Genomic DNA, 12,886 nt, shown 5'->3' on the forward strand with positions numbered 1-12,886 from the left:
CCGGGACGAGGCAATCGATTTTCCGCGTGACGGTCCACGACGGAACAGATCGCGCCAAGGTCGGACAACTAGCCGAAGAAACGCCTGAGCCCTGTCGGTGCGGCCGGGGCGCTCCTCCCCCTGACCTCCTCCTGCCGGGTCACCAGTTCACCGACGCTCACCCGGAAGCGGGACTCGCCGTACCCGCGCCCCAGCTGGACGAGGAACGCACCGTCAGGCATGCGGTAGACCCGCCGCTCCGGCCGCCCGCCGCGGCCGAGCGACCGGGCGGTCTCCTCCGGTACGTGGCCGTCGGCGAGCGCCCGCGCCGCCGCGTCGGCCGCCGCCCGGCCTCCCGCGACCTCGGTGGTCCCCGTCAGGTGCCACCGGTACAGGTCGTGGCCGTGACCGTCGATGCTCGCGTACCCCTTGGTCTCCTCCTCCAGGAGGACACACCATGTTCCCGTCATGGGAGGAGACTAGGGGGTGCCGGGCGGGACCGGCCGTGCCGGGCGGGACCGGGACGTGTCAGGCGGGCCTGACCGAGTCGACGCCCGATCGGGGCGTGCGCCATTCGCCCCGGGTGAAGTCGGGGAAGAACTGCGGCGCGCCCTGGGCCTTGATCGAGGCGTGGCTCAGCGGTACCGGGGCCGTCCAGGTGGCGGCGTCGTAGACGTCGAAGTCAGGGACCAGGCCGAGCTGGAGGCACTGCGTCAGGCGGTACAGCATGATGTAGTCCATGCCGCCGTGGCCGCCGGGCGGGTTGGCGTGATCCTTCCACAGCCAGTGGTCGAACTCCTCGGCGTACGAGGAGAAGTCGGCCCACTGGTCGTTCTTGTGGTCCGGTTCCAGGTAGATCCGGGCCGGGTAGTCCTCGAAGACGCCCTTCGTGCCGCCCAGGTGGTTGATGCGGCTGTACGGGTGCGGGGTGGACACGTCGTGCTCGAGGCGGATGACCCGGCCCTTGGCCGTCTGGACCAGGCTGATCGTCCGGTCGCTCTCGATGTACGTCTCCTTCCAGCTCGGGTCGTCGGCCAGCATGTGCTCCGCGCGGTACTCGGCGAGGGCGAGCGCCGGGGTGCCGAAGCTGCTGATGCTCACCACCCGGTCGCCGCGGTTGACGTCCATGTAGTTGGCGACGGGCCCGAAGCCGTGGTTCGGGTAGAGGTCCCCGCGCAGCCGCGTGTGCCACTTCCGCCGCCAGGGCCCCTCGTAGTACGTGGGCGAGAACATCAGGCCGCGCAGGTCGTGGTTGTACGCCCCCGCTCCGTGGAGCAGCTGGCCGAACTTCCCCGCGTGGGCCATCCGCAGGACCCGCATCTCGTTCCGGCCGTAGCAGCAGTTCTCCAGCTGCATGCAGTGGCGGCGGGTCTGCTCCGAGAGGTCGACGAGCTCCCAGAGCTCGTCGATCCGCATGGCGGCCGGACACTCGACGCCGACGTGCTTGCCGTTCAGCATCGCCGCCCTGGCCATCGCGAAGTGGCTGTCCCAGGGGGTCGCCACGTGGACGAAGTCGACGTCGGTGCGGGCGCACAGCTTCTCGTAGTCGTCGTCGCCGTTCGCGTAGACGGCGGGGGCCGGCCGGCCGGCGGCGACCACCTTGGCGGCGGCCCGCTGGGCCTTCTCGCGGACCGGGTCGCAGACGGCGACCACCTGGACCCAGGGGAGCGTGAGGTAGAGGCCGACCATGGCGCTGCCGCGGTTGCCGAGGCCGATCACGGCGACCCGGACCGTGGAGCGGCCTTCGAAGGGGACGCCCGCCATGGTGGCGCCCCGGCGCGGGGGAGCCGACACGCTCTCGGCGGAGGCGGTCCCGGCGTGCGCCGGACCGGTCCCGGCGGCCGTGATGCCGAGTCCCGCGCCCGCCGCCCCGGCCGTCGTCCTGAGGACGTCACGGCGGCTCGGAGTGCTCGGAGTGCTCGGGGTGCGTGGAGTCCGCTCGTTCATGGAACCTCCCGGGGCTGTCTGCACGGCTGATTCATGAATCCCGCGGAGGACCATGGCCCCCGTGGCGGACCGCGCGCAAGGGCACCGACAGGACGCTCGCGACGGGTAGTTGGACTGTACTGTTCCGCGTCTCGTGTCGAGCCGCGGCGAACTCGGCAGCTCACCCGAACATACGAAGGACCCCTCACCGTGGGGGGTGAGGGGTCCTTCACCAGCGCCTTTTCGACTGACGTGAGGTCAGGAGCGGTCAGGGGCGCGTCGCGAGCTCCAGCGCGAGGAGCGCCGACCGGTAGCTCCGGCCCGTGGCCCGGTCCATCCCGATCTCGCACATGCGGTTGGCCGAGAGGTGCTCGTCGAAGGGGCGGGAGGTGACCTCCGCCGCCTCGCGCGCGGTCGCCGAGGCCGTCAGCTCCGGGTGCAGCATGCCCCGGTCGCCCGCGAAGGCGCAGCAGCCCGCGTCGGCGGGGACGAGGACCTCCTCCGCGCAGGCCTCGGCGAGCGCGGTCAGCTTGTCCGCGTCGCCGAGGTGCCGCATGGAGCAGGTCGGGTGGACCACGGCGGAGGAGACCCGGCGCCGCACGTCGAGCCGGGGCAGCAGCTCGTCCGCCGCCCAGACGAGCGAGTCGACCACGGTCAGTTCGGCGTGCAGCTCGCGGTTGTCGTCCGTGAGGTACGGGACGACCTCGTGCGCGATGCCGAGCGTGCACGAGGAGGCGTCCACGACGAGCGGGAGGCGGCCGCCCGCCGTCCAGCCCCAGGCCGCCTCGACGATCCGGTTCGCCATGACCTCGTTGCCCCGCTCGTACCCCTTCGAGTGCCAGATGGTGGCGCAGCAGGTCCCGGCCACGTCGTCGGGGATCCACACCGGCCTCCCGGCGCGCGCCGACACGGCGACGACCGCCTCGGGCAGCGACGGGCCCGGAAGGCCGTCGGGCCCGGCGAAGATGCGGTTCACGCAGGCCGGGTAGTAGACGGCGACGGCCGCGGGACGGTGGGTGCGGGGCAGCCGCCGCGCCGCGGCGCCGGGGATCTCCGGCAGCCACTCCGGTACGAGGTCGGGGCGCACCGCCTTGCGGGCGAGGCCGGTCGCCCTCTCCAGGACCCGGTCGCCGATCCGGTCGGCGGCGGCGACCGCGAGCCGCGCCGAGGCCTCGACCGCGCGGAAGTTCCTCGCCGCGAGTGCGGCGATCCGCTCCTCGCGCGGCGAGTGCCGCTCGTGCCGGAACTCCTTCATCAGCGCGCCCGTGTCGATGCCGACCGGGCAGGCGAGCTTGCAGGTCGAGTCGCCGGCGCAGGTGTCGACGGCGTCGTAGCCGTACGACTCCAGGAGACGGGCCTCGACGGGCGAGCCGTCGGGCTGCCGCATCATCTCCCGGCGCAGCACGATCCGCTGGCGCGGAGTGGTCGTCAGGTCGTGGCTGGGGCAGGTCGGTTCGCAGAAGCCGCACTCGATGCACGGGTCCGCGATCCGCTCCACGGTCGGGATCGTCTTGAGCCCGCGGAGGTGGGCCTGCGGGTCGCGGTCGAGGACGATCCTCGGGGCGAGCACGCCGTCCGGGTCGATGACCTCCTTGACCCGCCACATCAGCTCGGTCGCCTTCGCGCCCCACTCCAGTTCCAGGAACGGCGCGATGTTCCGGCCGGTGGCGTGCTCCGCCTTCAGCGAGCCGTCGAATCGCTCCACGGTCAGCTTGCAGAACTCGTCCATGAAGGCCGCGTACCGCTCGACGTCCGCGGGGTCCGCCGCGTCGAAGGCGAGCAGGAAGTGGAGGTTGCCGTGGGCCGCGTGCCCGGCCACGGCCGCGTCGAAGCCGTGCCGCGCCTGGAGGTCCAGCAGCTCGGCGCAGGCCTCGGCGAGCCGGTCCGGCGGCACCGCGAAGTCCTCGGTGATCAGGGTCGTGCCGGAGGGCCGGGAGCCGCCGACCGCCGTCACGAAGGCCTTGCGGGCCTTCCAGTAGCCGCCGATCCTCCCGGGGTCGCGGGTGAAGGCGTTCTCCACGGAGGGCACGGGGGCCACCAGGTCGAGCCCGTCGAGGACGGCCCGCGCCGCCCGCTCGTACGCCTCGCGCCCCGCCGCGTCCGGCGCCCGGAACTCGACGAGGAGCGCCGCCGTCTCCTTCGGAAGCTCCGCCCAGTCCGCGGGGACGCCCGCGACGCTCACCGAGGCGCGCAGGGTGTTGCCGTCCATCAGCTCGACGGCCAGCGCCCCGGCCTCGTTGAACAGCGGCACGGCGGCCGCGGCCGCCGGCAGCGAGGGGAAGAAGAGCAGGGCCGTGGAGACCTCGCGGTCCAGCGGCAGGGTGTCGAAGACGGTCTCGGAGATGAAGCCGAAGGTGCCCTCGGAGCCGACCATCAGGCCGCGCAGGATCCGCACGGGCGTGTCGCCGTCGAGGAAGGCGTCGAGTCGGTAGCCGTTGGTGTTCTTGATGGCGTACTTGGCCCGGATCCGGGCCGCGAGCTCGGCGTCGGCCTCGATCTCGGCCTTGAGCGCCATCAGCCCGGCGCAGAGCCGCGGCTCGGCGCGTGCCAGCTCCTCGTCGGCGGCGGGGTCGGCCGTGTCGACGACGGTCCCGCTCGGCAGCACGAAGGTGAGCGAGGCGAGCGTGCGGTACGAGTTCCGGGTCGTCCCGGCCGTCATGCCCGAGGCGTTGTTGGCGACGACGCCGCCGATCGTGCAGGCGATGGCGCTGGCCGGGTCGGGGCCCAGGACCCGGCCGTACGGGGCGAGGGCCGCGTTGGCGCGGACGACGGTCGTGCCGGGGCCGATCCGGGCCCGGGCGCCGCCGTCGAGGACCTCGACCCCCGCCCAGTGCCGCCGGACGTCGACGAGGATGTCCTCGCCCTGCGCCTGGCCGTTGAGGCTGGTCCCGGCGGCCCGGAAGACGACCTCGCGGCCCTTGCCGTGGGCGTACGACAGGACGGCGGAGATGTCGTCGACGTCCTCGGCGACGACGACGACCTGCGGCACGAACCGGTAGGGGCTGGCGTCGGAGGCGTACCGCACGAGGTCCGAGACCTTCGACAGGACCTTCTCGGGACCGAGGAGCGCGGACAGGTCCTCGCGGAGCCGACGGGGGGTCCCGCGCGCGGAGAGCTCGGGGACCCGGTCCGGCGCGGGGTTCCGCTTCGTCCCGGGGCGGAGGGCCTTCGGGTTCGGCTCAAGCAGCGGCATGTCACGGCTCCCCTTCGGCGCGGCCCGTGCCCGGGAGGCGCGCCCGGGGGATCAGCAGTCCCGCGCCGGGCCTCGGTCGACCAGGGCGGACAGCAGACCTCCGAGCACCTCGCGCTGATCGACGGTCAACGGATCAAGGATGTCCTCTGCGGCCGCCCTTCGCGCGCTGCGCAGCTTCCGCAGCGTGGCGCGCCCCTCGTCGGTCAGCTCTATCCGCACCACCCGGCGGTTGTTCGGGTCGGGCACCCTGCGCACCCGACCGCTCGCCTCCAGACCGTCGACGAGACTGGTCACGGCCCTCGGGACGACTTCGAGCCGGGTCGCGAGGTCGGCCATCCGGGGCGGCTCGCCGAAGTGCGCGACGGTGCGCAGGAGCCGGGACTGCGCGGGGGTGATGCCGACCGGCTCCAGGTGGCGCTTCTGGATGCGGTGCAGGCGGCGGGTGAGCCGCAGCAGCTGCTCGGCGAGGAGGCCGTCGGCGTCGACGGCGGCGTCCGCGACGGGGTCAGGGGTGGCGGTGTCGGTGGCGTCGGCGGAGGCGTCGGTGGCGTCGGCGGCGGCGGTCGGGCCGTCGGGGGTGCTCATGCGGGAACAATATCAGGACCATGTTCATTGTGAGCATAGGTAACAATGAGCTAAGCTCTGCTTCGGCAGAATCACCGAACACCCGTAGGAGCCCATGCATCCCCACGACCGGTCCGACTGGACGCCCCCGCCCCGCGACGCAGGCCGCCCCAAGGAGCCCGCGCAGGTGCGGCGCATCCTCCGGCTCTTCCGTCCCTACCGAGCCCGCCTCGCGCTCGTCGGCCTCCTGGTCGGCGCCGCCTCGCTCGTCTCGGTCGCCTCGCCGTTCCTCCTCAGGGAGATCCTCGACACCGCGATCCCCGAGGGGCGCACCGGGCTGCTCAGCCTGCTCGCCCTCGGCATGATCGCCACCGCCGTCCTCACCAGTGTCTTCGGCGTCCTCCAGACCCTCATCTCGACCACCGTCGGCCAGCGCGTCATGCACGACCTGCGGACCGGGGTGTACGAGCAGCTCCAGCGCATGCCGCTCGCCTTCTTCACGCGCACGCGCACGGGCGAGGTCCAGTCCCGCATCGCCAACGACATCGGCGGCATGCAGTCGACCGTGACCTCCACGGCCACCTCGCTCGTCTCCAACCTCACCGCCGTCGTCGCGACCGTCGTCGCCATGCTCGCGCTCGACTGGCGGCTCACCCTCGTCTCGCTGCTCCTGCTGCCCGTCTTCGTCTGGATCAGCCGCCGCGTCGGCCGCGAGCGCAAGGCGATCACCACCCAGCGCCAGAAGCAGATGGCGGCCATGGCCGCGACCGTCACCGAGTCCCTCTCGGTCAGCGGCATCCTCCTCGGCCGCACGATGGGCCGCGCCGACTCCCTCGCCAAGTCCTTCGCCGAGGAGTCCGAGCGCCTCGTCGACCTCGAAGTGCGCTCCTCCATGGCCGGACGCTGGCGGATGTCCACCATCGGCATCGTCATGGCCGCCATGCCCGCCCTGATCTACTGGGCCGCCGGCATCGCGCTCCAGTCGGGCGCCCCCGCGATCTCGCTCGGCACGCTCGTCGCCTTCGTCTCGCTCCAGCAGGGCCTCTTCCGTCCCGCCGTGAGCCTGCTCTCCACGGGCGTGCAGATACAGAGCTCGCTCGCCCTCTTCCAGCGGATCTTCGAGTACCTGGACCTGCCCGTCGACATCACCGAGCCCGACGAGCCCGTCCGGCTCGGGAAGGTCCGCGGCGAGGTGACCTTCGAGAAGGTCGACTTCCGGTACGACGCGGACGCGGGCGCCTCCGCCGATGCCGCCGCCTCCGCCGACGGTCCCGCCTCCGCCGACGGAGGCGGCGGCAAGGGGCAGGGCAAGGGGCTCTCCAAGCGCGCCCCGCAGGGCCGCGCCACGCTCAACGGCATCGACCTCACCGTCCCGGCCGGCGGCAGCCTGGCCGTCGTCGGCCCGACCGGCTCCGGCAAGTCCACCCTCAGCTACCTCGTGCCCCGGCTCTACGACGTGACCGGCGGCCGGGTGGCCCTCGACGGCGTGGACGTCCGCGACCTGGACTTCGACACCCTCGCGCGAGCGGTCGGCGTCGTCTCCCAGGAGACGTACCTCTTCCACGCCTCCGTCGCCGACAACCTGCGCTTCGCCAAGCCGGACGCCACCGACGAGGAGATCGAGGCCGCGGCCCGCGCCGCGCAGATCCACGACCACATCGCCTCCCTGCCCGACGGCTACGACACCCTGGTCGGCGAGCGCGGCTACCGCTTCTCGGGCGGCGAGAAGCAGCGCCTGGCCATCGCGCGCACGATCCTGCGCGACCCGCCGGTGCTCATCCTCGACGAGGCCACCAGCGCCCTCGACACCCGGACGGAGCACGCGGTCCAGCAGGCCATCGACGCCCTCTCGGCGGGTCGCACCACCATCACCATCGCCCACCGGCTCTCCACCGTCCGCGACGCGGACCAGATCGTCGTCCTGGAGTCCGGTGTGATCGCCGAACGCGGCACCCACGAGGAGCTGCTCGCCCAGGACGGGCGGTACGCGGCCCTGGTCCGCCGCGACGGTCGGACGAGCGCGGCGGGTGAGGGCCGGACCCCCGGTACCGAACAGGCGAACGTGGGAGCGGTTGTTCCCCAGAACGTGTGATCGTCCCGGGATTCGTTGCCCAACTCCCGTACGGGGGCGGAGGATTACGGAGTGCGAGCGACGGGCTGCAGACCGCGACCGCGCAGTCCCACTGACGTATGTGTACGAGGAGAAGCACCACCATGAACGTCATCACCAACGTGCTCGCCGGCGTCCTCCACTTCCTTGGCTGGCTCGTCTGACGATCGCAGTGCCCGGCGCCGTCGGTTCCCCGTCCCCGGGGACCGGCGGCGCCGCCGCGTGCGCGGTTCCCGGGATTCCTGTGACCGTCGGGTTAGCGTGCCGCCATGACGTACCGGCAGTCCTCACCGTACGCACCCTCCCCCCGCGCCCTCCGTCCCCCACGCCCCTCCGTTCCCCGCCCGTCGCGCCCGCCCAGGGCGCCGCGCGGACGGGCCCGGCTCACCCGCCGCGGGCGCCTCGCGCTCCTGCTCGGCGCCGTCGTCGCCGTCACCGCCGTGATCACCGTCCCGATGATCCTGGTCCCGGACGACGAACCGGCCGCCGTGGAACAGCCCCGCACCCTCGTCGTCCCCGAGGGCCGCCGGGCCGGCCAGGTCTACACGGCCGTCGACCGCGCGCTCGGCCTGCCCGAGGGAACCGCGCGGAAGGCCGCGACCGCGCCCGCGGTCGACCTCCCGCTCCCGGCGGCGGCCGGGGGCAACCCGGAGGGCTACCTCTTCCCCGCCACCTATCCTGTCGCCGACGCCACGACCCCGGAAGCGCTCCTGCGCTACATGGTCGACACCGCGGGCAAACGATTCGGCACCCCGCGGATCGCCGAGGGCGCCAAGGAGCACGGCATGAGCGTGTACGAGGCCGTGATCGCGGCCAGCATCGTGCAGGCGGAGGCCGACAGCCCCGAGGACATGGCGAAGGTCGCCCGCGTCGTGCACAACCGGCTCGCCCAGGGCATGCCCCTCCAGATGGACTCGACGCTGAACTACGCCCTCGGCCGCAGCACCGTCGACACCACCGTCGCGGAGACGAAGACGGCCAACCCGTACAACACCTACCAGCGCAAGGGCCTGCCGCCTACCCCCATCGGGAACCCGGGGGAGCAGGCCATGGACGCGGTGATCCGTCCGGCGGACGGGGACTGGCTGTACTTCGTCACGGTCGGCCCCGGGGACACCCGGTTCACCGCCGACTACGGGCTCCACCAGGAGAACGTGGCGGAGTTCAACGCCAACCGGCGCGAGGCCCGCGCGGGCTGAGGGCACGTCCTAGGCGACCGGTTCCGGCGACCGGGCCAGCAGGCGCCGGATGTCGGAGACGGCCGCGCGCCCGGCCCGGTTGGCGCCGATCGTCGAGGCCGAAGGCCCGTACCCGACGAGGTGCACCCGCTCGTCGCGGACCGCCCGCGTCCCCTCGACCCGGATGCCGCCGCCCGGCTCCCGCAGGCGCAGCGGGGTCAGGTGGTCGATCGCGGCACGGAACCCGGTCGCCCAGAGGATCACGTCCGCGTCGACCGTCCGCCCGTCGTCCCAGGCCACCCCGGTAGGGGTGATCCGGTCGAACATCGGCAGCCGGTCCATGACCCCGCTCGCCCGCGCCGCGCGGATCGCGTCGTTGAGCGGAAGGCCGGTGACCGAGACGACGCTCTGCGGCGGCAGCCCCCGCCGTACGCGCTCCTCGACGAGCGCCACGGCCGCGCGGCCCTCGGCCTCGCCGAAGGTCCCCTCGCGGAAGACGGGTTCGCGCCGGGTCACCCAGGTCGTCTCCGCCGCGACCTCGGCGATCTCCATCAGGTGCTGGGTCCCGGAGGCCCCGCCGCCCACGACGATCACCCGCTGCCCGGCGAACGCGTCCGGGCCCGGGTAGTCGGCGGTGTGCAGCTGACGGCCCCGGAAGGTCTCCTGCCCGGGGTAGCGCGGCCAGAACGGCCGGTCCCAGGTCCCGGTGGCGTTGATCAGCGCCCGGGGCGCGTACCCGCCCTCGGAGGTCTCGACCCGCAGCCGCCCGCCCTCGCCCTCCCGGACGGCGGTGACGTCCACGGGCCGGTGGACGCGCAGGCCGAAGGTCCGCTCGTACGTGTCGAAGTACGCGCCGATCACCTCGGACGAGGGCCGGGCCGGATCGGCGCCGGTCAGCTCCATGCCGGGCAGCGCGTGCATCCCGTGGACCTTGCCGTACGTGAGGGACGGCCACCGGAACTGCCATGCGCCGCCCGCGCGCGGGGCGTGGTCGAGGACCACGAAGTCCCGCTCCGGCTCCAGACCGGTGCGCCGCAGGTGGAAGGCGGCCGAGAGGCCCGCCTGCCCCGCACCGATGACGACGACGTCCACCGCCCGGACCCCCGCTGCCGATCCCTGCCCGAATTCGTTCACGGTTCTACCAACCGGGGGAGGGGTGAGGATCTTCCCGAGCCGATCGGGGCACCGCGCGCGCGAGCCACTTAGGGCGTGTGTCGAAAGTGGCGCCTGCCCTCCGGGCAGACGACGCCACTTTCGACACACGCCCTAAGCTGCCACTCGGCACAGGCCCCGGACCCAGGAGAGCGCACCCCATGTTCGACCGCGAGCGGCAGCACCCCTACCCCGACGCCCTCCGGCCGGACGAGGCCCCCGCCCCGCACCCCCAGCTCGCCCCGGTGAGCTGGCTGCTCGGCACCTGGACCGGCGGGGGCCGGGGCGCGTACCCGACGATCGCCGAGGAGTTCGCGTACGAGCAGGAGGTCATCTTCAGCCACGACGGCCGGCCCTTCCTCCGCTACGAGGCCCGCGCCTGGATCGTCGACGCCGACGGCGTCCCGCAGCGGCCCGCCGCCCGCGAGAGCGGCTGGTGGCGGATCCAGCCCGGGGGGCGGATCGAGGCGCTGGTCACCCAGCCCACCGGGATCGCCGAGATCATGGTCGGCGCCGCGACGGCCGAGGGCGTCGACCTCGCCACCGACCACGTCGCGCTGACCCCCACCGCCAAGGAGGTGAGCGCCACCCGTCGCCGCTACACCCCGGGCGACGACGGCGAGACCCTCGACTTCCGCCACGACCTGGCGGCGGTCGGCCAGACCCTCCAGTACCACCTTTCGGCCACCCTCCGACGCGAGAAGGGGAACTGAGCCATGACCGAGTCCCGAGTGACCGAGACCGAGACCGAGGCCGACGACCCGTACCTGTGGCTGGAGGAGGTCTCCGGCGAGGCCGCCCTCGCCTGGGTCGCCGAGCGCAACGCCGAGACCGCCGCCGTCCTCGCCGCCGACCCCGGCTTCGCCCCCCTGAAGGCGCGCGTGCGCGAGGTCCTCGACGCCTCGGACCGCATCCCGTACACCGTCCGGCGCGGCCCGCACCTCTACAACTTCTGGCGCGACGCCGAGCACGTCCGCGGCGTCTGGCGGCGGACCACCCTGGAGCAGTACCGCAAGGACGCCCCCGAGTGGGAGCTCCTCCTCGACGTCGACGCGCTGGCGGCGGCCGAGGACGAGAAGTGGGTCTGGGACGGCGCCCGGGTCCGCTACCCCGAGCACGACCGGGCGCTCGTCCGGCTCTCCCGCGACGGCGGGGACGCCGTCGTCGTGCGCGAGTTCGACCTCGCGACCAGGACCTTCGTCGAGGACGGCTTCCGGCTGCCGGAGGCGAAGACGCGGATCGGCTGGATCGACGCGGACACCGTCTTCGTCGGCACGGACACGGGCCCCGGCTCCCTCACCGACTCCGGCTACCCCCGCCAGGTCCGCCGCTGGCGGCGCGGCACCCCCGTCGAGCAGGCCGAGACCGTCTACGAGGCCGACCGGGCCGACGTGTCCTCCTGGGGCCACCACGACGCCACGCCCGGCTACGAGCGGGACTTCGTCGGCCGCTCCCTCGACTTCTTCCGCAGCGAGACCCACCTCCTGCGCCCCGACGGCACGCTCGTCCGCCTCGACGTACCCGAGGACGCCGTCGCCTACGCCCACCGCCGGCACCTGGTCGTCACGCTCAAGTCGCCCTGGCTGGGGCAGCCGACCGGCGCCCTCCTCGCCTTCGACTTCGACGCCTTCCTCGACGGTGACCGCAGCTTCGAGGTGCTGTTCACCCCGGACGCGCGCACCGCCCTCGCCGGGCACTCCTGGACCCGGCACCACCTCGTCCTGGAGACGATGCGCGACGTCAGCACCCGCATCGAGGTCCTCACCCCCGCCGACGGCGGAGCCTGGACCCGCGAGCCGCTCGTCGGCGTGCCGGAGCTGTCGGCGGTCAGCGTCGTCGACACCGATCCGGACGTCTCCGACGAGTACTTCCTCGACGTGTCCGGCTTCCTCCAGCCGTCCAGCCTCCACCGGGGTGTCGTCGGCGACACGTCGGAGGTCCTGAAGCAGGCGCCCGCCCGCTTCGACGCCACCGGTCTGACGGTGGCCCAGCACTTCGCGACCTCCGCCGACGGCACCCGCGTCCCGTACTTCGTCATCGGCCCCGACCACACCGCCACGGGCCCCGGCCCGACCCTGCTCTACGGCTACGGCGGCTTCGAGGTCTCCCTCACCCCGTACTACGCCTCCGTCAGCGGCCGGGCCTGGCTGGAGCGCGGCGGCACCTACGTGATCGCCAACATCCGGGGCGGCGGCGAGTACGGCCCCGGCTGGCACCAGGCCGCGCTCGGCGCGGAGCGGCCGCGGGCCTTCGAGGACTTCGCGGCCGTCGCCGAGGACCTCGTCGCCCGGGGCGTCACGACGCCGGAGATGCTCGGCGCCTCGGGAGGCAGCAACGGCGGCCTGCTCATGGGCGCGATGCTCACCCGCTACCCGCACCTGTTCGGCGCGATCGTCGCGCAGGTCCCGCTCCTCGACATGACCCGCTTCCACAAGCTCCTCGCGGGCGCCTCCTGGATCGCGGAGTACGGGGACCCCGACGACGCGGCCGACCTGCCGCACCTGCGCGACCTGTCCCCGTACCACCGGCTCACGGCGGACGCCGTCTACCCGCACGTCCTGCTCATGACCTCGACCCGCGACGACCGCGTCCATCCCGGCCACGCGCGCAAGACGGCCGCCCGGCTGCGGGAGCTCGGGCACCCGGTCCTCTTCCACGAGAACACCGGCGGCGGCCACGCGGGCGCGGGTGACAACGAGCAGGCCGCGCACAACAGCGCGCTCGTCCACACCTTCCTGTGGCAGCGGCTCGGGGGCGACCCGGCCAAGGAATGAGCGGGACCCG

General features: G+C 73.4%; 9 protein-coding genes. 4 read left to right on the plus strand and 5 right to left on the minus strand.

Features of this window, described 5'->3' with window-relative positions; genetic code table 11:
* Positions 1-68 precede the first annotated feature (68 nt).
* The 4 genes from AB0G79_RS20835 to AB0G79_RS20850 all read right to left on the minus strand — a co-directional run bounded on the left by AB0G79_RS20835 (position 69) and on the right by AB0G79_RS20850 (position 5,683).
* Positions 69-449, minus strand: a complete 381-nt coding sequence (locus AB0G79_RS20835) for a hypothetical protein (protein ID WP_360808465.1) — start codon at positions 447-449, stop codon at positions 69-71.
* 58 nt (positions 450-507) lie between these two features.
* On the minus strand, positions 508-1,926 hold the full coding sequence (locus AB0G79_RS20840) for a Gfo/Idh/MocA family oxidoreductase (RefSeq protein WP_360808468.1): 1,419 nt from the start codon (positions 1,924-1,926) through the stop codon (positions 508-510).
* A gap of 247 nt (positions 1,927-2,173) precedes the next feature.
* Positions 2,174-5,098 carry an FAD-binding and (Fe-S)-binding domain-containing protein gene (locus AB0G79_RS20845; protein ID WP_360808470.1) on the minus strand — a complete coding sequence of 975 codons (2,925 nt, stop codon included), beginning with the start codon at positions 5,096-5,098 and terminating at the stop codon, positions 2,174-2,176.
* Between the two features lie 51 nt (positions 5,099-5,149).
* Positions 5,150-5,683: a MarR family transcriptional regulator gene (locus tag AB0G79_RS20850; RefSeq protein WP_360808472.1), complete on the minus strand. Its 534-nt coding sequence runs from the start codon at positions 5,681-5,683 to the stop codon at positions 5,150-5,152.
* A 94-nt stretch (positions 5,684-5,777) separates the two neighbouring features.
* Here AB0G79_RS20850 and AB0G79_RS20855 point away from each other — a divergent pair, with 94 nt between their 5' ends.
* Both AB0G79_RS20855 and mltG read left to right on the plus strand, forming a co-directional pair.
* Positions 5,778-7,754 carry an ABC transporter ATP-binding protein gene (locus AB0G79_RS20855; protein WP_360808474.1) on the plus strand — a complete coding sequence of 659 codons (1,977 nt, stop codon included), beginning with the start codon at positions 5,778-5,780 and terminating at the stop codon, positions 7,752-7,754.
* 287 nt (positions 7,755-8,041) lie between these two features.
* Positions 8,042-8,971, plus strand: coding sequence for an endolytic transglycosylase MltG (mltG, locus tag AB0G79_RS20860; RefSeq protein ID WP_360808476.1), 930 nt, complete (start codon positions 8,042-8,044; stop codon positions 8,969-8,971).
* A 9-nt stretch (positions 8,972-8,980) separates the two neighbouring features.
* On the opposite strand, the gene AB0G79_RS20865 is transcribed toward mltG, so the two are convergent.
* The gene (locus AB0G79_RS20865; protein ID WP_360808478.1) at positions 8,981-10,084 is read right to left on the minus strand and encodes an NAD(P)-binding domain-containing protein; all 1,104 of its coding nucleotides are present in this window, start codon (positions 10,082-10,084) and stop codon (positions 8,981-8,983) included.
* A gap of 179 nt (positions 10,085-10,263) precedes the next feature.
* Here AB0G79_RS20865 and AB0G79_RS20870 point away from each other — a divergent pair, with 179 nt between their 5' ends.
* Both AB0G79_RS20870 and AB0G79_RS20875 read left to right on the plus strand, forming a co-directional pair.
* Positions 10,264-10,815, plus strand: a complete 552-nt coding sequence (locus AB0G79_RS20870; protein WP_360808480.1) for an FABP family protein — start codon at positions 10,264-10,266, stop codon at positions 10,813-10,815.
* A 3-nt stretch (positions 10,816-10,818) separates the two neighbouring features.
* Positions 10,819-12,876 (plus strand): prolyl oligopeptidase family serine peptidase, encoded by a 2,058-nt coding sequence (locus AB0G79_RS20875; protein WP_360808482.1) that lies wholly within the window; start codon positions 10,819-10,821, stop codon positions 12,874-12,876.
* Positions 12,877-12,886 lie beyond the last annotated feature (10 nt).

Source organism: Streptomyces sp. NPDC020807 (genome assembly GCF_040641575.1).
In the GTDB taxonomy this organism is placed as follows: domain Bacteria; phylum Actinomycetota; class Actinomycetes; order Streptomycetales; family Streptomycetaceae; genus Streptomyces.

Coding starts and splice junctions, on each gene's coding strand:
- AB0G79_RS20835 (WP_360808465.1), bottom strand. CDS start 449: ATGACGGGAACATGGTGTGTCCTCCTGGAGGAGGAGACCAAGGGGTAC.
- AB0G79_RS20840 (WP_360808468.1), bottom strand. CDS start 1,926: ATGAACGAGCGGACTCCACGCACCCCGAGCACTCCGAGCACTCCGAGC.
- AB0G79_RS20845 (WP_360808470.1), bottom strand. CDS start 5,098: ATGCCGCTGCTTGAGCCGAACCCGAAGGCCCTCCGCCCCGGGACGAAG.
- AB0G79_RS20850 (WP_360808472.1), bottom strand. CDS start 5,683: ATGAGCACCCCCGACGGCCCGACCGCCGCCGCCGACGCCACCGACGCC.
- AB0G79_RS20855 (WP_360808474.1), top strand. CDS start 5,778: ATGCATCCCCACGACCGGTCCGACTGGACGCCCCCGCCCCGCGACGCA.
- mltG (WP_360808476.1), top strand. CDS start 8,042: ATGACGTACCGGCAGTCCTCACCGTACGCACCCTCCCCCCGCGCCCTC.
- AB0G79_RS20870 (WP_360808480.1), top strand. CDS start 10,264: ATGTTCGACCGCGAGCGGCAGCACCCCTACCCCGACGCCCTCCGGCCG.
- AB0G79_RS20875 (WP_360808482.1), top strand. CDS start 10,819: ATGACCGAGTCCCGAGTGACCGAGACCGAGACCGAGGCCGACGACCCG.